This window comes from Hohaiivirga grylli, assembly GCF_039655745.1.
GTDB classification, from domain to species: Bacteria; Pseudomonadota; Alphaproteobacteria; order Rhizobiales; family Beijerinckiaceae; genus Hohaiivirga; species Hohaiivirga grylli.
On sequence record NZ_JBBYXI010000001.1, the window covers coordinates 95,351 to 121,678 of the forward strand.

Here is a 26,328-nt window from a genome sequence, read left to right on the forward strand (position 1 = left end):
GCATAGGGCATAGTATCAGCCCGGCTCACTAACTCCAAATTGTTCATCAACCAGAATTTGCAACTGATTATTCCTTAAAAGACATTTCTGCCCGATGGCATATTTTCATCTCTACCAATGAACTGACGAATATACAAACCAAATCCATCGAACCATCTGCACAAAAAGAAACCCCGGCAGGTTTCCCTACCGGGGTTCTTGGAACTTTTAGGTTCTAAAAATTAGAACTTGTAGTTCAGACCAGCGCGGACAACGTGGAAGTCTGTGCTTGTCTTTGTGGAGAGGACGTTGCCATAGCTGTTGTAGCCATAGTAACCGTCTGTCCATGTGCGGCGCTTGTCGCCGAGGTCGACGTAAGCGTATTCGCCCTTAACTGTCAGGTTGTTTGTGATGGCGTATTCTGCACCAGCACCAACTGTCCAGCCGACCTGTGTGTCGCGCTTGGAGCCATAAAGGCCATAACCTGTGGAGTAGTTTTCGTAAGAAGCTGTTGTCTTAACGGAACCGTAAGCAAGACCACCTGTTACGAATACGAGCAGACGATCAACTGGTGTGAAACCAACGCGAGCACGGACTGTACCGAACCACTCAACCTTGCTCTGACCACGAAGTTCGTCATAAGCAAGACCATAGCCGTAACCATAAGAACCGGCATAGTAGTCGTTAGATGTGGATTCGCGCTTCAGGTCGATGAAGTTGAAGTCAGCTTCAGCACCGATTACGAAGCTACCCATCTGGTAGTTGTAACCAACCTGTGCACCACCTGTGAAGGAACCATCATCGCTCTTGCTTGTTGTAGCGAAGTTATCAGCGTAGTAACCGTTGAAGTTCAGGTCCTTCATCTTGTTGTCGCCGTTGAAGGCGTAACCGGCGTTAACACCAGCGTAGAAACCTGTCCATGTGAAGACTGGTGGAATGTAAGCTGGAGCTGCACGACGGGAAGGAAGGTCAGCTGCAATTGCTGCACCAGACATAGCTGTTGCTGCGAGCAGTGAAAGGATAACGCGTTTCATTTATTTTCTCCTGAAAGGAAATATTGCTGTCGTCCCATTAGCTAACCGACATTGAGGAAGATTGGTAGTGCATAAATGCAACACCTGCAAAATCGAGACTCTTTTTTTATTAAATTTGGCTTTGAAACCATCATTTTTTACCGGATATAGCTTTTGTATTAAAAAATTAAATTGTTTAACTTCAAATACTTAGAACATAAAACATTCGCTATATTGTGCCATTTATCACGTTAACGACTTGGTTACTATATGTGGAAAGTGGGCTTAAAAACTTTAGAACGAATAGGGGATTGTCAGATTGAAACGATGCCTAAATGATCAATAAACATACGCAGAGAGATTCTAGACCTGTAAATGAAACAGGCGGCAATCAGATTGCCGCCTGTTTTGATTCTATTTAAAGCTTTCAGCCGGGAAGGAACTTAGAAGCCCGAGAAGTTAAATGAATAACCAACCGTGGCCCCAAACGTCCACTGATCACGATCACCATGGTTCTTTACAATCGGGCTTTTACCGGCATCACTCACAAGTCTGGAGTATCCTCCATAGAGTGTCGTGCTCCACTGATCATCAAAATCATATGAAGCAGAGGCAAGAACGCCAGCGGATTTCAAACCTGCTGTTGCTTTATAAGGTGTCACCGTTCCATTCTGGAAGGCATCCTGTGCGGTGACGCCATAATGGTAACGCATATAGCTTCCATCCGCAATTGAGAGGCGTGGCCCAACAGCAAGGGTTAAAGCACCAAAGCGATTAACCCAGTCAGCTCCCAGATCAGCAATGAAACCATCTTTATCGCGGAACCCGCGACGGATTTCAGCACGAACACGCAGGACATCCGGAACAACCCATGCCTGTAGGAAAATACCGGGCTCCAGAGTCCAGCGCACCTTGTGAATACCTGTCAGCTCACGATTACCACTTGAATAACGCCCGCCCTGATAGGCAATTACGGCACCAAGGCTGAAAATATCATTGACCTTGATTGAGTAATCAATGCTGTCATCAGGTGAATACCAAACAGGCTTCTCACCAGGACGGCGTAAAGACACAGACGGGAAACCGGAAAGTGTGTAGGTATCAGAACCGGACCACTTGGGCGATCCACCGATATTACCCTTAAGTGTTACAATCCACGGACCTGTCCAACTGCTATATTCGGTTGAAGCCGTTTGGGACCAGACATTTGCAGGAGCTAACCCTGTTAAGAGCAAACAGGCTGCACCTAATAAACGCTTTTTCAAAACAAACCTCCAGAATTTGCGCAAAGCGCGATATATGAATAGCTAATTAGATATCAATAGATTTTAAAATAAATCATAAAAAATATGGTTTCTGATTCGTAAATCAGCATGATTCACTGCTCTTATGCAATAAATAAAAAGTCCCGGGCTTATGACCCGGGACTATGAATATTATAATTATCTAGATGATTACCGTGTGGGAACTGGTGTCTCACCACGATAATCATAGAAACCGCGCTTGGTTTTACGACCAAGCCAGCCAGCTTCGACATATTTCACTAACAGTGGGCAGGGGCGGTATTTTGAATCTGCCAGTCCTTCATGCAGGACCTGCATGATCGAAAGACAGGTATCCAGACCAATGAAGTCTGCAAGCTGCAATGGCCCCATCGGGTGGTTAGCACCAAGCTTCATGCCCGTATCAATATCATGAACCGTACCAATACCCTCGTGCAGGGTATAGATTGCTTCATTGATCATTGGCATCAGAATACGATTGACGATAAATGCCGGAAAATCTTCAGAAACAGTTGTTGTCTTACCGAGCTTATCAACATAAGCCATCGCAGACTTAAAAGTCTCATCCGATGTTGCAATGCCGCGGATCATTTCAACCAGCTGCATGATTGGAACCGGATTCATGAAATGAATACCAAGGAACTTTTCTGGACGATCCGTTGCAGCACCAAGACGCGTAATTGAAATTGAAGATGTATTACTTGCAACCAGCGCATCCGGGCGCAGATGCGTACAGACTTCTACCAGGATCTGACGCTTGATTGCTTCATTCTCGGTTGCAGCCTCAATCACAAGGTCACAATCCTTGAGATCTTTGTAGCCTGCAGCCGGCTTGATACGTGCCAAAGCGGCAGTCTTATCAGCCTCAGTGATCAGACCTTTTGAGACCTGACGGGACATATTGCCATTGATTGAGGCAAGACCACTGTTGATACGGTCTTCGCTGATATCATTTAAATAAACTGTAAAGCCAGACAGTGCACTGACATGGGCAATACCGGAGCCCATCTGACCAGCGCCAATCACACCAACTGTTTTGATTTCTATACTCATGAACCCCTCCGTGCGATCCGCTTACTCAAGAGAAGCTCCCGCAAGGGGCGTAGGAGTAAGGCGGGAAATGCCATTTGTCAGCCAGAGTAAGCTTATTTGCCCACTCTGGCTATTGCTTTAATTTGCCAGTCTTAATTATTTACCGATTTTGGCTAGTTCCTGATCAAGCTCAGGCAGAACAGTAAAGAGATCACCAACAATGCCATAATCCGCAACCTGGAAGATTGGGGCTTCCTCATCCTTGTTGATAGCAACAATGACCTTGGAATCCTTCATACCAGCCAAGTGCTGAATAGCGCCTGAAATACCTACTGCAATGTAGAGTTCCGGAGCAACAACCTTACCGGTCTGACCAACCTGCCAATCATTCGGGGCATAGCCGGCATCAACAGCTGCACGGGAGGCACCAATTGCAGCACCAAGACGGTTGGCAACAGGTTCAATGTACTTCTCAAAGTTTTCCTTGGAAGCAAGCGAACGGCCGCCCGAAATGACAACCTTGGCTGAAGCCAGTTCAGGCCGTTCACTCTTGACGATCTCTTCGCCTTTGAACTGGGACAGCTTCGGATCATCTTTTCCAGCAACCGTCTCAACTGACGCACCGCCACCGGCACCTGTTGCAGCAAAAGCTGTTGTGCGAACAGTCAGAACCTTCTTGGCATCGGTTGCCTGAACAGTCTGGACAGCATTACCTGCATAAATCGGGCGCTCAAACGTATCAGCAGAGATAACCTTGCTGATGTCAGAAAGCTGCATCACGTCAAGCAGGGCTGCAACGCGCGGCATAACGTTTTTACCAACGCTTGTTGCTGGAGCGACAAGCGCATCATAGCTACCCGCAAGCGATATAATCAGATCAGCCAGCGGCTCAGCCAGAGCATGGTCATAAACTGCGGAATCGCAGTAAAGTACCTTTTCGACACCTTCGAGCTTGGCTGCTTCATCCGCAGCGCCCTTGGAATCAGAACCAGCAATAAGAACATGCACCGGAGCACCAAGCTCACGGGCTGCTGTCAAAGCCTTTGCGGTTGCATCTTTAAGGGCGGATTTATTGTGGTCTGCAATTAGAAGTGTTGTCATCATTCTTCCCCTTAAATCACGCCAGCTTCTTTGAGTTTGGCAACAAGTTCCGCCGCATTGGCAACCTTGATACCAGCTGTACGGGCTGCAGGCTCAGAAGTTTTCAAAATCTTCACGCGTGGTGAAATATCGACGCCATATGCTTCCGGTGTCTTCTCATCAAGCGGCTTCTTCTTTGCCTTCATGATGTTTGGAAGCGATGCATAGCGTGGTTCATTGAGATGCAGATCAACCGTTACAATTGCCGGGAGCTTAAGCTGTACGGTCTGGATACCGCCATCAATTTCACGGGCAACATCAACAGAATCGCCATTCAGCTCAATCTTTGACGCAAAAGTTCCCTGTGGCAGAGACGTCAGAGCAGCCAGCATCTGGCCTGTCTGGTTGTAGTCATCGTCAATTGCCTGCTTGCCCATAAGAACAAGCTGTGGCTTCTCTTCATCAATAACTTTCTGGAGTAGTTTAGCCACTGCCAGAGGCTCTACATTCTGATCTGTCTTAATCAGAATTCCACGATCTGCACCCATTGCAAGACCAGTGCGGATTGTATCAGTGGCAGCCGCCGGACCGATAGAGACGATAACAATTTCGGAAACCTTGCCGGCTTCCTTCATGCGAAGAGCTTCTTCAACGGCAACCTCGTCAAATGGGTTCATTGCCATTTTGACATTGGTCAGCTCAACACCACTACCATCGGCGCGAACGCGTATTCTCACATTCGAATCGACAACACGTTTGACCGGAACTAAAACTTTCATATCGCTGCGCCTCCTAGCCTATTCGGCTCTTCATTCTGAATTTCGCTGCGCTGCGAAAGTAACGAGGCCCATCGACTTTTGTCAACGGACACTTCGTTTAACAGTCTCGGATTATTGGAATATCTTGCTAAAAAAACTATCTGTTCTGGCCCGGAACCCAAAGAATATCACCATCTGCCTTCAGATTTGCATAACGTGCGGCAACAAACAGGAAATCTGATAAGCGGTTCAAATAACGGACAACCTCTTCCGAAACGGGCTCTTCTGGCTCATCGAACAGTCTGACCGCTAAACGCTCCGCACGCCGACATACTGTCCGAGCCAGATGCAAGTTACTGGCCAGTGCCGATCCGCCAGGCAAAACAAAGGAACGTAATGGCTCCAGCTCACTATTAAGCTCATCCATTTCTGTTTCCAGCCGATCAACCTGTTTCTGAATAATCCGCAAGGGTTCATAGGGAAGTGGTTTACCGCGATCAGGTGTTGCAAGATCTGCCCCCAGATCAAAAAGATCATTCTGGATACGCTGCAGCATCACATCCATAGCAGGGATAGAAGGACTGTACTGGCGGGCAAGGCCAATACAGGCATTCACTTCATCGACGGTACCATAAGCTTCAATACGCAGATCATATTTTGGTCGCCGCTCACCATTACTTAATGCCGTCGTACCTTTATCACCAGTACGGGTATAAATGCGTGTAAGGGTAACCATAACTCTCTCCAGATCAGCTATACAGATCAGCGCGCGTAGGTGGCAGTCCGGACGGGCCGCGTGTTCGCTTTGAGACCAGTGTCTGGCATACGCCAACCGCACTTCGCTCAAAGGCAAGAGAACAGCCGGCAAGATAGAGCAGCCACATACGGGTCTTCTCTTCACCAACTTCCTTGATAGCGGCCTCCTGATTGCCGTTTAGGTTCTCAAACCATAAACGGCAGGTCCGCTGGTAATGTTCACGCCATGCCTCAACATCATGAACCTCAAAACCATTGCGTTCAAGATTGGCAATCGACATTCCAAGATGATCCAGTTCCCCACCCGGGAAAATGTAACGGATCAATGCCTTGTACTCAGGCTTCAGCTTCTTGAAATCCTTATCCCGCTTCTTGGCACGGCGGTGGATACAATGATGCAGATAAAGCCCGCGAGGCTTCAACAAACGATTGACGGCCTGAAAATACGTCTGGTGGTTTTTAATACCGACATGCTCGAACATGCCAATGGAAGAGATTTTATCAAATTGGCCTTCCATCTCAGTATAATCCTGGAAGACGATTTTAACTTTATCCTGCAACCCAAGGCGCTCAATCTTTTCCTGAGCCAGCCGGGCCTGTTCACCAGCCTGTGTCACACCAACCGCTTCAACTCCGTAATGCTGAGCCGCATGACAAATGAGTGCTCCCCAACCACAGCCAATATCCAGTAAACGATCACCGGGTTTCAACCGTAGCTTGCGACAGATCATGTCCAGCTTATCACGCTGGGCACGTGCCAGATCATCATGCCATTCCGTGAAGTAGGCACAGGTATAAACCATTTCCGGATCAAGGAAGAGCTTATAAAAATCATTGGAGACATCGTAGTGATACTTGATGTTCTCACGGTTCGTCTCTGATGTACCATCACGGTTCGTACCGTCACCCTTGATATTTGAAAGAGGTGTTGGTGCATCAACAGGTGCAAAACGGAACTTGAGAATCATATTCAGGATACGCCACTTTCCAAGTGAACGTATCACCTTGCCCATCTTGCCTTGCGGACGTTTGGCAGCAATATCAAAGATTGTTCCATTTTTGATATCAAGGCGGCCTGAAACATAGGCATTAACGGCCCGATCAAGCGATGGTTTGCGAACCAGAGAAGCAATAACGCCCTCATCTGCAACAACAATCCGTAGAGCATCCTGAGGCAGGTCAGCCGGGACTGTTGACCCATCCCAGAGTTCAAAACCGAATTCAAGCGCCAGTTTTTTATGCGCATCTTCAAGTACTGACCTGAAAACAGCCAGACGTTTTTCTGCCTTGGTCAAGAGAAACTCCTCAATCATCTGCCGCTTTTATTATAATGGCAGACTACCTTAAAATTCTTTAGTCGTGGTGAGAGGCCAATTAAAAATCGACGGCGATACCTTTAATTTCCCAGTCACCATAGCGCACGGGCTCAAGCCCGCCACGGCCATCCGTTTCTTTCTGTTTGGCAAGTTCAGCAGCATAAGCATCAATCTTAGCACGCCGTTCCGCAGCCTCGGCAAGTGCTCTTTGAGCGGCTGGTGAGAGCTGCTTCTTCGGAGCTTCTTCCATGTCGGATTTGGCATTTTGATCTGTCATGCTCTTAATCCTTTCCAATTAGAAATCTGTCGGCCAATAAAAGGCTGGCAGAATATCTTATCGGTAGCACACCTGAATAATCAATCAATGACGGAAGTGTCTATGACCGGTGAAGACCATTGCCAGACCTGCTTCATCAGCGGCAGCAATGACATCGGCATCACGCATTGACCCGCCCGGCTGAATAACGGCTGTAGCACCAGCCGCTGCTGCTGCAAGAAGCCCATCTGCGAATGGGAAGAAAGCATCAGATGCAACAACAGATCCGATAGCCAGGCTTTCAGGCAAACCTGCAGCCTTTGCAGCCTCCGCAGCTTTCCATGCCGCAATACGGGATGAATCAACCCGGCTCATCTGGCCTGCACCAATACCAACCGTTGCACCATCTTTAGCATAAACAATCGCATTCGATTTCACATGCTTGGCTACACGGAAGGCAAATGCCAGATCCGAAAGCTCCTGTGGAGATGGAGCGCGCTTTGTTACAACTTTAAGTTCCATATCATCAACAACAGCGTTATCCCTCGCCTGCGCAAGGAAGCCCCCGGAGACAGTACGGACAACAAGTCCTGTTGCACGAGGATCTGGCAAACCCCCAGTTACGAGCAAACGCAGGTTTTTCTTGGAAGCGATAATATCAGCAGCCTCAGGCGTTGCACCCGGCGCAATGATGACCTCGGTGAAGATTTCTACAATCTTTCGGGCAGCCTCTGCATCCAATGTTCGGTTCAGGGCAACAATGCCACCAAATGCAGATGTCTGATCACAACGAAGTGCTTTCTCATAAGCTTCAACAAGTGTTGCACCTTCAGCGACACCACATGGATTGGCATGTTTGATAATGGCAACGGCAGCTGTCCGGGCTGGATCAAATTCAGCAACAGCTTCAAAAGCGGCATCCGTATCATTGATGTTGTTATAAGAGAGCTGTTTACCCTGAAGCTGGCGCGCCGTTGAAACACCGGGACGCAGTTCAGGGGTTTTGTAGAATGCAGCACTCTGGTGCGGGTTCTCGCCGTAACGCATCGACTCGGAGAGAACACCGCCAATGGCCCGGTAAACAGGTGTTTCGATAGATAACTCACCAGCCAGCCAGTTTGAAATGGCAGCATCATAGGCAGCTGTCCGAGCATAGGCCTTCTGGGCCAGTTTCCTGCGCGCAGCCAGTGTCAGGCCGCCAGCATGCTCCTTCATACCTTCGAGAACATGCGCATAATCTGCAACATCAACAACAACGGCCACATCATCATGATTTTTGGCTGCGGCACGGATCATGGCCGGGCCACCGATATCAATATTCTCGACACAGTCATCATAAGGCTTTGAGGCTGCAACAGTCGCTTCAAACGGATAAAGATTGACGACAAGCAGATCAATCGCACCAATGCCGTGCTCTTCCATGGCTTTACGATGTTCGGCATTATCCCTGATTGCCAAAAGACCACCATGAACTTTTGGGTGCAATGTCTTGACGCGGCCATCCATCATTTCAGGAAAACCTGTTACTTCAGAGACATCCCGAACTGGCAGATTTGCATCTTTCAGGGACTTACAGGTGCCACCGGTTGAGAGAAGCTCAACTCCAAGACCCACCAACTCACGTGCAAATTCAATCAGTCCCGCTTTATCTGAAACTGAAATAAGTGCTCGCCGAATCTGTTTGACACCGTTGTGCATAATCAATCCCTAAAGTTATTGTCTGGCTGACAGCTTCGCCATCATGACTGCTTTATCATCTAAATTAAAGCCGGGGCTATATGAACTAAATAGTCAAATAGCCCCGCAAATAATTACTGATTATCAGATTGAGCGACCTGCTCATTATTCTCCAGACCAGAAGAACCAATTCGGAAAAACCGCCACCGAACCGTATTTGCTTCATTCAGTCTGAATGAAACAACCAGCTGAAGCGTTTTTTTGGCCCCTAGCGACGAAGCAAAGAAAACACTGTCTTCAATACGGGCCGCAGGGCTGGCATCAAACTGCCATAGATCACCATCAGGCATGGCTAAAATAATGGCATCACTCTGCTCAGCCTTTGCTGCCCGGACAGTAGGTGCGAGATGGAAGCGAAGCGTGACTTCATTGCTACCGACAGCCCCCTGAAACACGTCTTCGCCATTTATGCGCAAGCCATCTTCAGAAACAAACCAGCGACGCTCATGACTGACGCCAAAGCCACGTGAAAACCCATCATGGCTGGCACTGAGCATCGTCCCGTTATTCCAGTTGCCACGCTCACACTGAACGCGAGCAGGCCCCGAGAGGACAATACAGCCCAGTCTCCCGACAAGCCATTCTGATAGCCAACGTATGATGCCCTTGCCACTGATAGTCAGGAACGTCATCGTTGAAGCACGATCAATTGATGCGGCACTATGGGCGGCAGTGGTGCGGGCAGCCTGACGAACATCAGGCTTTGCATAGTAAGGAGAGCCGCAGTTTACAACAATCTGCTGCTCGCCATAAGACATTTCAAAGGAAAGCGTCCCTGCTGTCGTCTCCGTTGAGTGCTCAAAAGGCGGGGCCTTACCAGCATCAACGAGAATAACCATCCTGCCCGCTTCAAGTCGCTCATAGCCAGAATGAGGTGCATGCAAGATCGGTTTTGCCCGAACCTCATCATACAGCAGAAGAGTTGCAAGATAATCCGCATCGGTTGTCGCCATGCCATTAAAGCGGGCTACATTACCATCCCCATGCCGCAACATACGGATCATGGGAATCATACGGTCTATGGCTCCAATCAGAGCTGGTGGCATATCGACACCCCGACTGGAAAACAGCTGTCGCAAAGGCAGGAGATAGAACAGATACTCAATCAACAGAGATGGATTACGACTGATATGGCCGCCATCCGGGAAAATCTGCTCATCCAGCTCTTTCAGCAGAATGCGTGTCGTCTTCTGAAGTTGTAATTCAAGCCCTTCAGAGCATAAACCGGCATAACAGCAGGCAATGGCTGCGATCAGGCGAAAACGGGCAGACTGGAATGAGCGTGCATCCCGCTCCAGCTCACGAACCGTCCGGCCAATCGCCTTCAGGAAACGCTGATAAAAACCGCGGTCAGCTCCTTCAAGTAACAGAGGAGACTGACAGATAAATGCCATCAGGCGCCGCGCTTTAACATCCGTCCGATTGGAAATCTTCGGTAAATCAGCCGACTGATTGAGAAAGTCATCAACCAGAGCACGTGCATTAGCCTGTGCTAATGCCGTATTCGCAGCCCGCAGATGGCGCAGCCAGCCAAAACTGTAGAGTGCCTCACCCCAGGCCTCTGTTGGAGGTTCATACTCAAAAGGAGAGCGGCCCGATGTCGTGACAGCACGGCCGGAGAAGACAAAGAAACCAGAGTAGATATCACTGGCAATCGTCGCATCACCCGTACGCAGATCCTGAGGTGCAAAAAGCAGACGTGAGGGAGACTGTTTTTTGAGCGACAAACGGGCAAAAGTATTCAGACAGACGGCACGACAAGCCCTTCCGGCTTCACGAATAGCCAGTTGAATAACCCGTCGATGTCCCAGCCTTTCGCTCACTCAGCCTCCTTAAAAAGCCTCTGAATTCTCAAAGGATTTGGCTTATTATCACTTTGTTTCAAAATATTCTCAAACAAACTGGCATACTTAGATTTAAAGGTGCACAGGAAAATATAAACTCTATTCAGCCACTTTCTGTAACCGTGCTGCAAAGAAGCCATCAAGGCCCTTAAGATTTTCACCCACATCCATATACGGCAGTGTTCTCATATCTCCATTTGCATTAACGGCATCCGGCAGACTGATTTCTTCTGGTGTAACAGGAATACGTTTAAAATTTCTATTCGCTGCCAGAAAAGCCTCAATTCTGTTCTCACCTTCTTCTGCTTCAAGTGAACAGGTGCAATAAATCAGACGGCCGCCAACCTTGAGCATACCTGCAGATTTCTCAAGCAGCTTTCCCTGTAGCTCAACAAGTTTGGCAATATCATCTTCAGCCTTCGTCCAGGCAATTTCAGGATGACGGCGGAGTGTACCGGTTGCAGAACATGGTGCATCCAGCAAAATGGCATCAAAGGTTTCATCTTCCAGATTGAGGATATCCTTCACGCGGACATCAACCTGAAATCCCAATCTATCCATGTTTTCACGCAGACGTTTCAGGCGCGGTGCTGAACGATCTATCGCAATAACTTCTGCACCTGTTGCTGCAATCTGGGCCGTCTTGCCACCAGGAGCGGCACATAAATCAGCGATACGTTCACCCTGAACCGGGGCAAGAAGCCTGACGGGTAGAGCAGCCGCAGCATCCTGAATCCACCATTCACCTTCCTGAAAACCCTCAAGCTCGGTAACAGCTGTTTTATGGCCTAGTCGCAGGCTACCGGTAACAAGCTGGCTTGCATCAAGACGCTTTGCCCAGCCTGCAGCATCTGATTTGACGGAGATATCGACAGATGCTCCAGCACGATGCCCAGCAGCAATAGCCTGTAGTTTCTCAGCTCCGTAAAAACGAAGCCATCTTTCCTGCAGCCATTGTGGCACATCCAGAAGCGGGTCATCCTGCTCGGCAATCTCGTTGCGCTCCTTGGCAATACGCCGCAAAACCGCATTGGTTAGCCCTGAGAAACCACGCAATGTTTTATCGGCCCGCGCCAGACGGACAGCCAGATCAACAGCCGCCCTGTCAGGAACATCCATGTGCAGTATCTGAGCTGCAGCCGTAATGAGGATTGCCTCAAGACGCGCAAATGCAAGATGCTTCTGGTCAAGCCGTTGATAGATGAAATGCTTCAGGCTGCCATAACGGCGTAAAGCTGTTGTCGCAATCGCCTTTGCCAGCGCAGAATCACGGTCATCAAGACCAGCTTCACGCTTAAGTGGCTCAAGCACGTCTTCAAGCGTTGCCCGGCTTTTCAGGACCTGCAGAAATGCATCCGCTGCAACTTCTCTCGTTGCAAAGCCGGCAATATTCTTGAGATTTTTATCCGAACCGGAATTCGATTTCTTGTGCATTGGTTTCATATCTATTCCGGTTTATTGCAAAATCAAACTGATATGCTGAATGCCTAGTGAGTTTCTGTAGCAGAAGCAACCAGAAACCTCATTTTCTAATTTGTTGGTAAAAAATGAAAGGCCGTCTATCTGGGGGGAAAGATAGACGGCCAATGCCTGACGACTAAAAGGGAATATGTGGGCTATCCAAGATGGCTGGGGGGGCTAATTATCTTAGACAGATAACCACATGGCTATCAGGGCAACAGTACATTTATGATAAGTAACTTTGGCCGGTGAAGGGCGCAATTGCGGCAGAAATGTGAAATATTTTTATTTGCTGATTAAAACGCGATTTCTATAAAAATCTGTTATATATTAGTTAAATCTGCTTCTATAGCTGTGGGGTCAATCGACCCAGGCAGCAGACGGAATACCTGATGAACGAAAGTCACAATAACAAGTATGGGGTGCCTGATAAAACGCATATCGTGCAGTTCCCTAAAATTGAGTCAAAAGTTTCCTTTGACCGTCAGGAGTTGCAGGCCATTCTCAATGTCTATGGGCGCAAGGTCGCTCTGGGTGAATGGCGGGATTATGCGATTGACTTTGACAGACATCAGGCTGTTTTTGCCGTCTTCCGGAGAACCTCTGAGTATCCGCTGTATAAGATTGTCAAAGACCCTCGGCTAGCTCGAAAGCAGGGTATGTACGCAGTTATAGCCCAAAGCGGACAGATATTAAAACGCGGTATTGAGCTCGTTCGTGTTCTCTCAATACTGGAAAAACCAGTCCGCATTGTCGATATTTAAGAGCTGATCTCAAAAGAAAACCCCGGCGTCTCCACCGGGGTTTCATTTACGATATAAAATCGCTCATCAGTTATTCCGGTTACCGACCAGATACAGCAGGTACTGGAACATATTGATAAAGTCGAGATACAGGTTCAATGCACCATAGACCGAAATCTTGGCAGCAGCTTCCTGATCGAAGTTACCATAGAGATACATCTCTTTCAGCTTCTGGGTGTCATAAGCAGTAAGACCTGCGAAGATCAGAACACCAAGAACCGAAATACCCATCTGCAGAAAGCTTGAACCGACAAAGATATTGACGATTGAAGCAAGGATAATGCCAATGAGACCCATGATAAGGAACGAACCAATGCCTGAAAGACTACGGTTGGTTGTATATCCCCACAGGCTCAGAGAACCAAAGGCGGCAGCCGTAATGAAGAAAACCTGTACAACGCTTGCACCCGTGTAACGGATCAGAAGCGTAGACAGGGATGCACCCATAACAGCCGAGAACACAAGGAAAGTCGTGCGCGCAGCTGAAGATGACATCCGATCAAAACGGAAACTGAAGAAGAAAATAAAGGCCAATGGTGCGAGAGCAACCAGCCACATCAGCGGTGAGCCATAAAGAGCTTTACCGAACGCTGTGAGGTAAACGCTCTGGCCAATCCGTGCAACAGCCTGATCAGCAGATGAAGCAATTGCAAGCTTGTTAATGCCGAGAGCGACAAGTGCGGAAATCGCCAGACCAAGAACCATATGGTTGTACACGCCAAGCATAAAGGTGCGCAGACCCTGATCAATCTGGGCTTCGGAACGGACAGCACCGGCGTTGATCGCATGGCGGTTCTGTTCAAACTGTTGCATATAAGGAGTCCCCTAAGTGGCTCCGCGCATCTTTCAAAGAGAGGGATGCGCTACCGACCTCTCGTGTGAACAATTCACACTTCTCATTGAATATGATGTGTCAATCAGCTTTTCGCAAGACCTTCCATCCATTCAAAGAATTTTATTACACGAGAAACCGTTCACAATTCCTTGAGAACCGCAGCCGGCTTCTGTTTAAGAATACTCCAGGTTCCGGAAAGACCTAGAATAACAACGAATATGACAGCAATAACAACTGTTAAAAGCGTTCCACCCAAAAGAAAGGCAAAGCTCAGCTTCATTGTCTGGGTCAGAATAAAGTAAGCTGCCAGAGTTCCGACAATCAGCCCAAAAACAGCTGTCAGAATTGCAAGGAAGCCATACTCCAGCAGATATATACTGATCAGACGCTTTCTGGTGGCACCAAGTGTTTTCAGGATAACGGCATCATAAAGCCGGGCACGCTGATTTGCTGCAAAGGCACCCGCAAGCACAAGAAGGCTTGCAGCCAAGGCTACAAGGCTCACACCGCGAACCGCAAACAGAAGCTGCCCGATAAGACTGCTGAAAGCATCAAGCTGATCCTTCACCCGTACAGTCGTCACGGATGGGAACTCCCGGGCAACCTGTCGTAAAATAACAGCTTCCTGAGCCATCTTCCCGGTATTATCAGGCAAAGATGCTGTTGCAAGTTCGGTATGAGGCGCACCAGTAAAAGTATTTGGTGAGAAAACCATAACGAAATTGATACCCAATGAACGCCAGTTTACAGCCCGCAGATTGGCAATTGTTGCAGTAATATTCCGCCCAAGCACATTAACGGTTATGTCATCACCAATCTTTAAGCCCAAAGCACTCGCAACTTTCTCTTCAAAAGAGACCAGTGGCTTACCTTTATAGTCTTCCGGCCACCATGTCCCTTCTGTCAATTCAGATCCATCCGGAATTTTTGCTGAGTAGGTAATCCCACGATCCCCTTCCAGAACCCATGAAGCTTCAGGTGGTGCTGTAATCGCGCTTGTTGGCTTGTCCTTAATCTGAACAATACGCCCCCGCATGTTCGGAACACGCTCAATATGGATATCTGGCTGGAGTTTGTTCAAAAGCTGATCAAATTCAGAAACGCGGGCTGCCGGAATATCCAGAAAGAAAAAACTGGGTGCCTTTTCAGGTAACACACGCGTCAATTCATTCCGCAGATTGCTATCAACCACTCCAAGCGTCACCAGAAGACTTAAACCAAGCCCCAATGACAGAACCAGTGAAGGTGTAAGCGCACCGGGCCGATATATATTAGCCATTGCGAGCCTAAGTACCGGGTATTTTGATCTTGGCATCCGACGGGCAATCGCCATCGTTCCAATGGCGACAGCACGTAATACAATAAAGGCAAACAAAGCGGCCCCAATAAAGATAAGCGCAACTTTTCTGTCATAGGCCGTAATGACTGCAATCATAAGCAGGGTCACAATGCTTACTGCCAGAATAACCCAATAACGTTTACGCAATCGGGAATGGGTCGGCGTAATTTCTTCCCGGAACAGAGAGGTTACAGGCGTATCATGCATTCTGCCAAGCGGAGCAATCGCAAAGACCACAGCTGTCAAAAGTCCATAACAAACCGCAAGAAACAGCTCACTCCAGGCAATGGCAGGTTCCAAAGGCACGGGCAGCATGTCACCAAACAGATAGGCAATGGCAAACGGTAGCGTAATACCAACCAGACATCCAATCAGGACACCAATACATGCAATTGCAAAAATCGTTACAAAATAAATCGTAACAGCCAGACCACCTGATGCACCGATACTTTTCAGAACGGCAAAAGAGGTGCGCTTGCGATCAACATAAGATCTCACGGCATTTGCCACACCAACACCACCAACCAGCAATGCGGTCAGTCCAACCAGCGTCAGAAACTGCGAGAAGCGTTCAACCTCCTGCGCAAAGCGCGGGTCAGCCCGGTCTTTCGTCCGGACATCCCACCCCATATCGGGCAGCGCATTTTCAATAGCAGCTTTTGCTTCTGGCACATTTAACCGGGCAAGGCTTAAACGATAGGTCCAGCGGACAAGAGAACCCGGTTGCAACAACCCACTTGCACGAAGTGCTTCCTGCGACATCAGCACGCGTGGGCCAAAACCAATACCGGCTCCCAGCTTATCTGGCTCGGACAAAAGCTTCGCCCGCAATTCCAGAGTGATATCTCCGATTTTAATCTGATCGCCGGGTTTTAGTCCAAGGCGATCGAACAAAACCGTATCTGCGGCAATGCCATGAATACCATTCTGAGACCGGAATATTTCCGGTAAACTTAAGGAAGGCTCTACCTCAATATCACCAACCACTGGATATTGCTCATCGACAGCCTTAATTTCGACGAGAGCCACCTCATCACCAGAACGAGCCATCGTACGTAAAATAGCAATTGATGAAACCGGCCCAAGACGCTCCAGTTCCACACGCTGTTTATCCGAGATTTCCCGCTGCATCTGGCTGAAACTCATATCTCCACCAAGAATACGAGAACCAGCCTGACTCAATCCATCATTCAATGCGCGCGAGGTTGAACCAACAGAGGCAATGGCACCAACACCAAGTGCCAGACATCCCAGAAAAATACCAAATCCTGCCAAACCGGAACGCAGTTCCCGGAGCATCAGCTTTAAGATAAGAGACGGAGAAAACAGGCCCGAAGAGCGAATATCATTATTCATTATGCAAGCCTCAAACCGATGCACCCTTACGGATATCCTGTTTCAAAGGCAATGCAGTATCCTGACGCTCATCAGCTTCAATAATACCCGAGCGCACACGAATAACCCGATCACATTTTTCAGCCAGCGTATTATCGTGGGTTACCAGAACAAGCGTTGTACCCCGTTCCCGCTTGAGGGAGAACAAAAGCTCAACAATGGCCTGACCGTTTGTGTCATCGAGATTACCCGTTGGTTCATCAGCAACCAAAAGGCTTGGTTGCGGCGCAATGGCCCGGGCAATCGCAACACGCTGCTGCTCTCCGCCAGACAACTGAACCGGGTAGTGATCAAGTCTGTGACCAAGCCCAACGAGTTCCAGCTCTCTGGCGGCCAGCTCAAAAGCATCTTTCTTACCGGCAAGTTCTAATGGCAATGCCACATTCTCAAGTGCCGTCATTGTCGGAATCAAATGGAAAGACTGAAAAACAATACCAATTTTCTGGCCACGAAACTGCGCCAGTTCATCTTCATCAAGATCAGAAAGCACCGTTCCATCAACCTTCACCTCACCGACATCAGGCTGTTCAAGCCCGGCGATTGTCATGAGAAGTGTTGATTTGCCCGAACCTGATGGCCCGACAAGGCCAACAATCTCACCTGCTTTAATAGCCAGCGAAACATCTTTGAGCACATGAACCCGTGCAGCACCCTGCCCAAGATGCAGATCAATATGGCTTAATTCAACAGCTTTAGAAGTCATATATTTTCCAGATAACTTGCGTTCTTAATTTCTTATTGCAGCAAACAATGTTTTTTTCGAGGTAAGAAACTATTTTTTCTTCTTGATACAAAAAATTTCGCAATCAGCTTGAAAATTCAAGCAAAACACCAGACATAGATTCAATCAGATCAGGAGATGCTCAAGACTGCATTGAAATGATCGAATTTTTCTGTTGGGTATGACCATTATGCCAAAGTTACTTTCTGCGCTTACTGTTTTTCTCACAGTCCTGATGGGCTTACAAACGCCGGTAATGGCCGCAGAAGAGGGAAGCACAATTAAAATTGTTGCTTTAGGAGACAGCCTGACAGCAGGCTATGGGTTAAATCTGAGTGATGCATTTCCGACCGTATTAACGAAGGCTCTTCAGGATAAGGGCTATAACGTAGAAGTCATGAATGCCGGTGTCTCAGGTGATACAACGCAAGGAGGGTTGGAAAGGCTAGCCTGGTCAGTACCCGATGGCACGGATGGCGTTATTCTGGAACTCGGCGCAAATGATATGCTGCGTGGGATCTCACCTACTATTACTCGACAAAACCTTGAGACGATAATTCAGACACTAAATCAGCGTAAAATCAAGGTTCTGCTGACCGGTATGGCTTCAGCACCTAATCTTGGAAAAGATTATGCCGAGCAGTTTGGTGCAATTTTTCCTGATCTGTCGAAAGAATACAAACTGATTTTATATCCATTCTTTCTTGATGGTGTTGCAGGAAACATTTCTCTCAATCAGCCGGATGGCATGCACCCTACAGCTGAAGGCGTGAATGTCATTGTAACAAATATTCTGCCAACAGTTGAAGCTTTTGTAGCTAGGATTAAGGCAGCTAAACGATAACGAAAACCTTCATAACTATCAAATTCAAGGACAAATCATGCAATATCGCCGTCTAGGCAAAACTGATCTCATGGTCAGTGCCATCTGTCTTGGTACCATGACATGGGGTCAGCAGAATACAGAAGCGGAAGGTCACGAGCAGATGGATTATGCTCTGGATCAGGGCATCAATTTTCTTGATACCGCAGAGCTTTATTCCATTCCGCCCAAAGCTGAGACACAGGGTTCCACAGAACGGATTATTGGTAACTGGCTCAAAGCCCGTAATAACCGTGATAAAGTCATTATCGCCTCAAAGGTTGTCGGGAGCGGCACAAGCCCATGGTTCAGAGACAGCGGTGAGCCGACAAAGTTAAATCGCGCCCAGATCAATGAAGCCATCGACAAAAGCCTGAAACGTCTTCAGACAGATTATATTGATCTCTACCAGCTTCACTGGCCGGATCGCGCAATGCCATGGGGTTCAAACCCAACGGTTTTCAAACATGATGATAGTCCATCAACCCCAATTGAAGAGACTCTTGATGCGCTCAATGATTTGGTAAAACAGGGCAAGATTCGCCACATCGGTCTTTCTAATGAAAGCGCATGGGGCACCATGAGCTTCCTGCATAAGGCAGAAACTCTTAAGCTTCCGCGCGTTCAGTCCATACAGAATGCCTATAATCTCGTTAACCGGACTTTTGAGGTTGCTCTGGCTGAAATTGCCATGCGTGAGGACGTTGGTTTGCTGGCCTACTCGCCACTTGCTCAAGGCTACCTCACTGGCAAGTACCTTAACGGAGCGCGGCCGGAAGGTGCCCGCACAACCCTCTTCAACCGTGGTTCACGCTACGAGACACCAGGGACAGAAGAAGCCATCACCAAATATATTGCTCTGGCAAAAAAATATGATCTGGACCCGTCCCAGATGGCTCTTGCCTTTGTAACATCGCGCAGCTTTGTGACATCAAACATCATTGGTGCCACAACAATGGAACAGCTTAAGACAGATATTGCTTCGATCAATGTCACAATCTCTCCACAGCTTGAAACTGAAATCAACGCAATCCATCAGCTGCATTCCAACCCGGCACCTTAAGCATCTAACACTATCGTCAGGATCGAAAATATCTCGAGCCTGACTAGTTGATTATAAAAGAGCGTCTGCGGTGTAATGACTGCCGCAGACGCATATATCGGAGGGACACAAATGCCACGCCTTTTTACCGGTCTGGAAATCCCGCCTGAAGTTGCTCTGCAACTATCCATGCTACGTGGTGGCTTATCTGGCGCCCGTTGGATTGACCCCGAAAACTATCACATTACCCTAAGATTTATCGGTGACATCGACCGCGCCACGGCACATGAGGTCTTCTCAGTTCTTGGAGACTGCCGCAGATATGGTGAACTGACCATCTCAGTTGGTGAACTGGCAACCTTTGGCAGTGACAGGCCCCGTTCCATTATTGTTAAAATTCAGCCAAACAGTGCGCTTCTTAACCTTCAGGCTGAACAGGAACGCTTACTCAGACGCGTGGGTGTTGCTGCCGAAGCCCGCAAGTTTGTCCCTCATGTGACCCTTGCAAGATTACGACATGGCTCACCTTTGGATGTTGCTGAATACATGAATGCATTCGGACAAATTCCCCGCATAACATTTTCGGCAAAACGATTCGTTCTTTATTCATCCCGCGATTCGGTTGGCGGGGGGCCATATGTGGTCGAGGCGGCTTATCCATTGGCGTAATTAGGTGCCGTAAAGGGCTTTTCCACCATGTTTCGCCCTTAAAAATCAGAAAATTTTCAGAAAAGGTACCTTTTGTTAATCATAAAAGGGTAGTTTTCGCCATCATATGGTCTCGAAGTTCAGCTTTTGAGGCAACTCCTTTTCCATAAGGCGGACAAAACCTTCTTTTATGTTTTCTCCCGCCTTGTCTGTTCATTGCGTTTAAGGTGCTTACGATGAAAAACACCAAATCCCTGCGCCGTCTCGGCCTCTTCGCTCTTCCTCTTGTACTGTCTGCTTTCGCGGTAACGGCACAGGCACAGAGTGGTGGTCAGGCAACGCTGGTCACAACATCCGGTGACTGGAGTGTCTATACGGCAAGCTCCGGTAAATCGAAGGTCTGCTATGCTCTTTCCCAGCCGAAAGAGCGTCTTCCAGCTGGTCTGAACCGTGATCCGGGCTATCTATTCGTTTCTTTCCGTCCTGCTGAAAAAATCAACGGCGAACTGGCAATCGTTGTCGGCTTCCCAGCCAAGGAAGATGTCGGCGGGCAATTGACCATCGGTTCCAGCAACTTTGATCTGCTTGCTAAAGGGCCAAACGTCTGGCTGAAGAGCTCCAACGAAGAGCCTTCCGTTATTGCAGGTATGCAGAAGGGCCAGTCCATGGAGGTTAAAGTCACCTCCGGTCGTGGGAATAAAACGACAGACCGTTATTCTCTCAGCGGCTTTACAGCTGCTTTCAACCGCGCCAAAAAGGAATGCGGCAGATAAGAAAAACCAATGGCCGGATCAAAAATCCGGCCATTATCATTTTTAAATCAGTTTGCCCTGACATTTCCTCAATACCATGTTATAAGCCGGCCTTCTCAATAAGTTTTCAAGGTTTAAGCACATGGCGGCGGAGCCTACACTCGCCCAGACAGAACCCGTTGTTCCAGCAACAGCCCAGCCAACCATTGATGGCATCGAAAAGATTGCCGATCATGTTGTTGAGGCTGGCGAAAGTGTTGGGCGTCCTTCACTTGTCGGGCTTACACGCGGTCAGATCAAATACAAGCTTTTCCACGACGCTGAGGTACCTGAGCGCGAACTGAACATGCGCACAACCCAGCTTTGGCACTGGATCTATTTCCGTGGTGCCAAAAGCTTTGATGAAATGACAAATGTCGGCAAGGCACTGAAAACCAAACTTACAGAAGTCTTCACACTTGATCGTCCGGAAGTTGTATCAGAGCAGGTCTCCAAGGATGGTACCCGCAAGTGGCTCCTGCGCATGCAGAAAACCGGCCCTCATGATAAGGGCGCCGAAATTGAATGTGTCTACATCCCGGAAACCGACAGAGGCACGCTTTGTGTCTCCAGTCAGGTTGGATGTACCCTGACATGTGCTTTTTGCCATACAGGTACACAGCGCCTTGTCCGTAATCTGACATCAGCCGAGATCGCTGCACAGCTCGTTGTTGCCCGCGATCTGCTTGGTGACTGGCCTCATCAGGAACCACCTGTCGGCGCTTTTGTCCCGCATGAGGGTAATCGCTACATTTCCAATATTGTCTATATGGGTATGGGCGAGCCTCTGTTTAATCCTGACAACGTCATGAAGTCTATTGATGTTCTCAGCGATAATGAAGGTCTTGGCCTTTCCCGCCGTCGCATTACCGTTTCAACATCCGGTGTCGTCCCACAGATTGAACGCCTCGGTGAAGAAGCCAACCCGATGCTGGCGATTTCACTCCATGCTGTACGCGATGATCTGCGCGATGTCCTCGTACCCGTTAATCGCAAGTACAAGATTGCCGAGCTTCTGGATGCCTGCCGGGCGTACCCGGGCCTTTCAAACGCAAAGCGTATTACTTTTGAGTACGTTATGCTGAAAGACGTCAACGATTCAGATGCGGATGCCCGCGAACTGGTGCGGCTTCTCAAAGGCATTCCAGCCAAGATCAATCTCATTCCGTTCAATCCATGGCCGGGCAGCAAGTATGAGTGCTCCGACTGGAGCCGGATTGAGGCTTTCTCCGAGATTGTTTTCAGAGCCGGTTATGCATCTCCTGTACGCTCACCACGCGGGCGGGATATTCTGGCGGCTTGCGGTCAGCTGAAGAGCCAGACAGAAAAGCTGAGTGCGCGCGCAAGGATGCTTCTGGAAGGGCTTAATCCGGACGATCCGGCAAGCCACAATCACGACCGGACATGAGCAGCCTCCTGATGCGTTTCATCCGGATATTTCTGGCCCTGATTGCCGCGGTTCTGTTTGGAACATTCGCACTGGTTTTCCTGTCTTTTCTCGCAGGGGATACACTCGCATCCGGTGCGTTCCATTTCATGAATGCTCTGGCTGATGCACCAGACCCGATTGAGGTTATGCTTGTCACCTTCAAAGCATTTGGGAAGTTCATAACCCTATTGCTGCTGGGCCCAATTCTGCTGACGGCATTAATTGGCGAATTGCTCAAAATACGAGCTGGCCTTTGGTACATCACAGGGACAGCTATCCTGTCCGGTATCATCCCCTGGCTAATGCGTGCACAACTCAGTGAGCCGACAGCGGGTGAGTTTAGGGTTGCCGCTTATCTTGCAATTGTTGGTGGCATCATCGGCTTTGTTTATTGGGTGCTCGCCGGGAAGAAATCCTGAACCCGCAATAACCAATGAACACGGGCAGACATATGGAATCCCAGGTTAAAAAATCAACTGATACTTTCCATCTTGTTCTGGGTGCAGGTGGCGCGCGTGGCCTTGCTCATATCCCGGTTCTTGAGACCCTAGACGAGCTTGGTCTGCGCCCTGCCAATATCGTTGGTGCTTCCATTGGCTCTGTCATTGGTGCCTGCTATGCCGGGGGCATGAGCGGCAAGGATATTCGCCAATTCATTCTTGAGCTTGCCTCAAAGAAAACAACCGTCGCAACAGCAGTGATATCTGTCCGTCTCGGCCGCTTTAAAAACGGAAACCCGCTTCTGCTGGACGGTGAGAAACTGCTTAGCAGGTTTTGGCCTACAACTGTTCCCCGGCAGTTTGAAGAACTTGATATCCCTCTTCATGCTGTTGCAACAGATTTTCACGCCAGAGACCAGCTCGTCTTTACCAAGGGTGAGCTCTTGCCCGCTATTGCGGCATCCATCGCTATTCCCGGTGCGTTCAAACCAGTCCATTATCAGGAGCGTATCCTGATAGATGGCGGAACCATCAACCCTCTACCTTTCGACATTATCGGTTCTGAAAAGGATTTTACCATCGCGGTTGATGTTACAGGTGGCCCACACGCCGAAGTCAGTCAAAGCCCGAATGGCTTTGCCATCATGTTTGGATCCCTTCAGCTGCTGCAGGGTGCAATCATCACGGAAAAGCTGAAAAGCCGGAAACCGGATATTCTCCTGAAGCCGGACGTTGACCATTTCAGAATGCTTGATTTCTTTGCAGCCCAAAAAGTTCTAACCGCATCGGAAGCGATCAAGGACACCTTGAAACGCCAAATTGAACTGTCCCTAAAAGAAAAGCCACAGAGAATAAACTCCATGGCTTAGGAATGCCCCGTTATCCCATTAAGAGAGAGCGGGTTTATTATAGGGAATAATCAGAACTGATATCTGAGACCGAAGTTGGCCTGAACCGGTGCGGTGACATTACGACCCGCACGGTAGTTGACCTCACCGTAAATCAGGAAGCCTGATTTCAATTGCGCACTCACACCAACACCAATGCGGCCCATGCTACCCGTAAAGTTCGTGTTGAACTGGTTGAGATCATTGATAACAACCTTGTTGCTGTCCATGAACTCATAAGACCAGCCCGCCGTAACGTATGGCTTCCAGATCACGTCTTCCGTCTTGATCGTCTTGCCAATCGTCAGCGCAATCTCTGATGTCAGGGATTCATACGCACTCATCTTGCCCTTCATCCCATTGCTGAGATGAACCGTCTTTCCCTCAACCGAGAAATACGTCAGCTTCACATAAGGCTCTATGAACCAACCGTTCGAGAACTCCTTCGCATAACCTGCCTCTAATGAACCACCAAAAGCATTCCGGTCATAGCTACCTGAAACAGAATAACCATTCGTCGAGATCGCACGAAGATCATTGTCGAAGTTGTTGTACTTCAGGATACCGTCAACATAGAAACCATTGTCGGCGAAGTAACCAAGCTGCAGACCAACACTGGTGCTGCCGATACGGCTGGTTCCACCACGCTTGTGCTTGATATCTGCCTGTGAGTAGCTGGCAAACACACCAACAAGGCCCTTACCACCTGACATATCAAACAGATAATCGGTACCGGCTTCAAAGCCTTCCTGCTGCATGCGGAACTTGGCGACACTCGGGCTATATGTTGCACTGGAACCGATCACACGGGCCCAGACACCACCCTTACGCTGACTGTCGGACATAAAGCCAAGATCGCCCTTGCGGAAGCGCAGGTTACCCAGTTCATTTGCAAACATCATACCCGGCGCAACTGACATCGAAATCAGAGCATCCGTCGAAGGCGTTGTACGCAGATCAGTAACCTGTGGTGCAGGAGATGGTGTTGGAACTGGTTCTGGTGTCGGTGTTGGAACCGGATCAACTGTTGGTGGAACAACAGGCGGAGGATTTTCAACATAACCTGCCGCAAGGAACCAGATACGGCCTGCTGCTTCATCACGGTTGTTGAGGGTATACATATAAGTACCACCATCAACAGCAGCCGTATTCACACCCGTTAAACTGGCAAGACTAAACGAAGCACCTGCACTGGCATCCGTAATCAGATCAAGTGTTGTGGTTGCTGGAGAGGTAATCTCTGCACCAGAGTCCATCACAACAACCTGGTGTGAACCAGAACCATTCTGAATTGTCAGATAGTCTCCCCGTCCATCGGCTATTGATGTGCTGAAGCGAAAGAGCATGCTACCAGAAAGATTATCAACGTTTAAACGTACATAATTTTCAGTATCATGGCGGAAATAGACTATGCCATTCCCGTTTAATGTACCGATAGAAGCGCTATCCTGATCATCTGTACCGGATAGAACAACAACTTTGGTATTCTCTCCATTAAGCTGAACATTTTCAGCAAACGCCCCATTTGTTGCCGCAGCGACGAGTTGCAGTTCTGACTGATCATAAACCTGCATCTCACCAGTCGCCTGACCACCGTCATAAATCTTTGAAATCGTTGAATCGTGCAGATAGGTATTATGAGTTATTGAATCGGCATAAACCAGCTGGAAAGACTGATCATAAAATGTCGTATCAAATGCTAGACCGCCATCCTGTATCTGCTGGCGACCATTACCTGAAACCGTAGAATTATAAAGAAGACCGACTAGTCCGGCACCTGTCGTACCGCTAGATGCCTTATAGGCATACTGCGCACCGCCAGCGACAATCGTATTATGCGCTTCGGCATTTCCGATAACATACTGAGATCCACCAGCCTCAATACGCGCATTATTTGCAGTCGAGAAACTGCTAACCTGCTGGGCTCCGCCAGAATAGATGATGGAACCATTGGAGGTTGCATTTGTCTGAACGTATTCATTACCTCCAGCAAGGACTTTTGTCCCATCTGACTGAGCACCTAAATACGTATAATAAACACCACCACTAGCAACGGTATTATTAATACCACGGCCCGTTTCATTCAGGTTGGCGTAATAAATGTTCGCCTGTCCATAAATGGTTGAGTTCTGCAAAGTACCGCCATCAAAGGCATACAGCAAACCACCCTTTTCAATGGTAATATTATCAGCCAGTGCCGGAACTGTCTGATCATAACCATCAACGGCAATATGAGTCGTCTTGGATACAACAACATATCCGCCACTCTTAACTGTCGAATTTGTCAGAAAACCAAGGACGCTTAATTTGCCTTGATTTTCAATAGTCATATTATTTGCGGTTCTGGCATAACCACCATTTTCATATTGCGATGCTGCCAGTTCAAGACATTGGGTACCGGTTACACTGTAACCATCAGAATCACCAGTAAGGCCTATTAATGTATGATATGATTTACAAAAAGGTTCTGCTGCAAAAGCAGAACCAGATATAAACGAAGAAACCAATACCGCAAGCGATACGCCAGAGAAATTTATTTTCAAAGCAAATGCCCTCAAAGAATATTTATTTTTAGATATTTATATAAAGCTATATCAAATTATTATATAATATTCAAATGC

Annotated in this window: 23 protein-coding genes; 8 read left to right on the forward strand and 15 right to left on the reverse strand. The window is 48.3% G+C overall.

Annotated features, from left to right (window positions below):
* Positions 1-221: 221 nt before the first annotated feature.
* From WJT86_RS00330 to WJT86_RS00380, 11 genes are all read right to left on the reverse strand, one after another.
* The gene (locus WJT86_RS00330) at positions 222-1,013 is read right to left on the reverse strand and encodes an outer membrane protein (RefSeq protein WP_346335501.1); all 792 of its coding nucleotides are present in this window, start codon (positions 1,011-1,013) and stop codon (positions 222-224) included.
* Positions 1,014-1,435: 422 nt separating this feature from the next.
* The gene (locus tag WJT86_RS00335) at positions 1,436-2,257 is read right to left on the reverse strand and encodes a MipA/OmpV family protein (RefSeq protein ID WP_346335502.1); all 822 of its coding nucleotides are present in this window, start codon (positions 2,255-2,257) and stop codon (positions 1,436-1,438) included.
* Positions 2,258-2,446: 189 nt separating this feature from the next.
* A complete protein-coding gene (locus tag WJT86_RS00340) occupies positions 2,447-3,328 on the reverse strand; it encodes a 3-hydroxybutyryl-CoA dehydrogenase (RefSeq protein ID WP_346335503.1) in 882 nt (293 codons plus the stop codon).
* A gap of 135 nt (positions 3,329-3,463) precedes the next feature.
* Positions 3,464-4,408, reverse strand: a complete 945-nt coding sequence (locus WJT86_RS00345; protein WP_346335504.1) for an electron transfer flavoprotein subunit alpha/FixB family protein — start codon at positions 4,406-4,408, stop codon at positions 3,464-3,466.
* Positions 4,409-4,419: 11 nt separating this feature from the next.
* Positions 4,420-5,166, reverse strand: coding sequence for an electron transfer flavoprotein subunit beta/FixA family protein (locus WJT86_RS00350; RefSeq protein ID WP_346335505.1), 747 nt, complete (start codon positions 5,164-5,166; stop codon positions 4,420-4,422).
* 136 nt (positions 5,167-5,302) lie between these two features.
* On the reverse strand, positions 5,303-5,881 hold the full coding sequence (locus WJT86_RS00355; protein WP_346335506.1) for a cob(I)yrinic acid a,c-diamide adenosyltransferase: 579 nt from the start codon (positions 5,879-5,881) through the stop codon (positions 5,303-5,305).
* Positions 5,882-5,894: 13 nt separating this feature from the next.
* Positions 5,895-7,196, reverse strand: a complete 1,302-nt coding sequence (locus WJT86_RS00360; protein WP_346335507.1) for a class I SAM-dependent methyltransferase — start codon at positions 7,194-7,196, stop codon at positions 5,895-5,897.
* 79 nt (positions 7,197-7,275) lie between these two features.
* Positions 7,276-7,494: a DUF1674 domain-containing protein gene (locus WJT86_RS00365; protein WP_346335508.1), complete on the reverse strand. Its 219-nt coding sequence runs from the start codon at positions 7,492-7,494 to the stop codon at positions 7,276-7,278.
* Between the two features lie 84 nt (positions 7,495-7,578).
* Complete coding sequence (gene purH / locus WJT86_RS00370) at positions 7,579-9,171, reverse strand: bifunctional phosphoribosylaminoimidazolecarboxamide formyltransferase/IMP cyclohydrolase (RefSeq protein ID WP_346335509.1); 1,593 nt, start codon at positions 9,169-9,171, stop codon at positions 7,579-7,581.
* Positions 9,172-9,284: 113 nt separating this feature from the next.
* On the reverse strand, positions 9,285-11,033 hold the full coding sequence (locus tag WJT86_RS00375) for a heparinase II/III family protein (RefSeq protein WP_346335510.1): 1,749 nt from the start codon (positions 11,031-11,033) through the stop codon (positions 9,285-9,287).
* A gap of 120 nt (positions 11,034-11,153) precedes the next feature.
* Complete coding sequence (locus tag WJT86_RS00380) at positions 11,154-12,497, reverse strand: RsmB/NOP family class I SAM-dependent RNA methyltransferase (RefSeq protein ID WP_346335511.1); 1,344 nt, start codon at positions 12,495-12,497, stop codon at positions 11,154-11,156.
* A 410-nt stretch (positions 12,498-12,907) separates the two neighbouring features.
* On the opposite strand from WJT86_RS00380, the gene WJT86_RS00385 reads away from it, so the two are divergent.
* On the forward strand, positions 12,908-13,279 hold the full coding sequence (locus WJT86_RS00385; RefSeq protein WP_346335512.1) for a DUF2794 domain-containing protein: 372 nt from the start codon (positions 12,908-12,910) through the stop codon (positions 13,277-13,279).
* A 66-nt stretch (positions 13,280-13,345) separates the two neighbouring features.
* Here the strand turns inward: WJT86_RS00385 and WJT86_RS00390 are convergent, their stop codons facing one another.
* The 3 genes from WJT86_RS00390 to WJT86_RS00400 all read right to left on the reverse strand — a co-directional run bounded on the left by WJT86_RS00390 (position 13,346) and on the right by WJT86_RS00400 (position 17,590).
* Positions 13,346-14,131: a Bax inhibitor-1/YccA family protein gene (locus WJT86_RS00390; protein WP_346335513.1), complete on the reverse strand. Its 786-nt coding sequence runs from the start codon at positions 14,129-14,131 to the stop codon at positions 13,346-13,348.
* A 161-nt stretch (positions 14,132-14,292) separates the two neighbouring features.
* The gene (locus WJT86_RS00395) at positions 14,293-16,848 is read right to left on the reverse strand and encodes an ABC transporter permease (RefSeq protein WP_346335514.1); all 2,556 of its coding nucleotides are present in this window, start codon (positions 16,846-16,848) and stop codon (positions 14,293-14,295) included.
* A gap of 10 nt (positions 16,849-16,858) precedes the next feature.
* Positions 16,859-17,590 carry an ABC transporter ATP-binding protein gene (locus WJT86_RS00400; protein WP_346335515.1) on the reverse strand — a complete coding sequence of 244 codons (732 nt, stop codon included), beginning with the start codon at positions 17,588-17,590 and terminating at the stop codon, positions 16,859-16,861.
* A 208-nt stretch (positions 17,591-17,798) separates the two neighbouring features.
* On the opposite strand from WJT86_RS00400, the gene WJT86_RS00405 reads away from it, so the two are divergent.
* From WJT86_RS00405 to WJT86_RS00435, 7 genes are all read left to right on the forward strand, one after another.
* Complete coding sequence (locus tag WJT86_RS00405) at positions 17,799-18,452, forward strand: arylesterase (RefSeq protein ID WP_407066884.1); 654 nt, start codon at positions 17,799-17,801, stop codon at positions 18,450-18,452.
* Positions 18,453-18,489: 37 nt separating this feature from the next.
* Positions 18,490-19,533 (forward strand): NADP(H)-dependent aldo-keto reductase, encoded by a 1,044-nt coding sequence (locus tag WJT86_RS00410; protein WP_346335516.1) that lies wholly within the window; start codon positions 18,490-18,492, stop codon positions 19,531-19,533.
* 111 nt (positions 19,534-19,644) lie between these two features.
* On the forward strand, positions 19,645-20,181 hold the full coding sequence (gene thpR / locus WJT86_RS00415) for an RNA 2',3'-cyclic phosphodiesterase (protein ID WP_346335517.1): 537 nt from the start codon (positions 19,645-19,647) through the stop codon (positions 20,179-20,181).
* A 215-nt stretch (positions 20,182-20,396) separates the two neighbouring features.
* Complete coding sequence (locus WJT86_RS00420) at positions 20,397-20,933, forward strand: invasion associated locus B family protein (protein ID WP_346335518.1); 537 nt, start codon at positions 20,397-20,399, stop codon at positions 20,931-20,933.
* A 121-nt stretch (positions 20,934-21,054) separates the two neighbouring features.
* On the forward strand, positions 21,055-22,359 hold the full coding sequence (rlmN, locus tag WJT86_RS00425) for a 23S rRNA (adenine(2503)-C(2))-methyltransferase RlmN (protein WP_346335519.1): 1,305 nt from the start codon (positions 21,055-21,057) through the stop codon (positions 22,357-22,359).
* Positions 22,360-22,370: 11 nt separating this feature from the next.
* The gene (locus WJT86_RS00430; RefSeq protein WP_346335520.1) at positions 22,371-22,799 is read left to right on the forward strand and encodes a hypothetical protein; all 429 of its coding nucleotides are present in this window, start codon (positions 22,371-22,373) and stop codon (positions 22,797-22,799) included.
* Positions 22,800-22,831: 32 nt separating this feature from the next.
* The gene (locus WJT86_RS00435) at positions 22,832-23,689 is read left to right on the forward strand and encodes a patatin-like phospholipase family protein (protein ID WP_346335521.1); all 858 of its coding nucleotides are present in this window, start codon (positions 22,832-22,834) and stop codon (positions 23,687-23,689) included.
* 50 nt (positions 23,690-23,739) lie between these two features.
* On the opposite strand, the gene WJT86_RS00440 is transcribed toward WJT86_RS00435, so the two are convergent.
* On the reverse strand, positions 23,740-26,250 hold the full coding sequence (locus WJT86_RS00440) for an autotransporter outer membrane beta-barrel domain-containing protein (RefSeq protein ID WP_346335522.1): 2,511 nt from the start codon (positions 26,248-26,250) through the stop codon (positions 23,740-23,742).
* Positions 26,251-26,328: the final 78 nt, after the last annotated feature.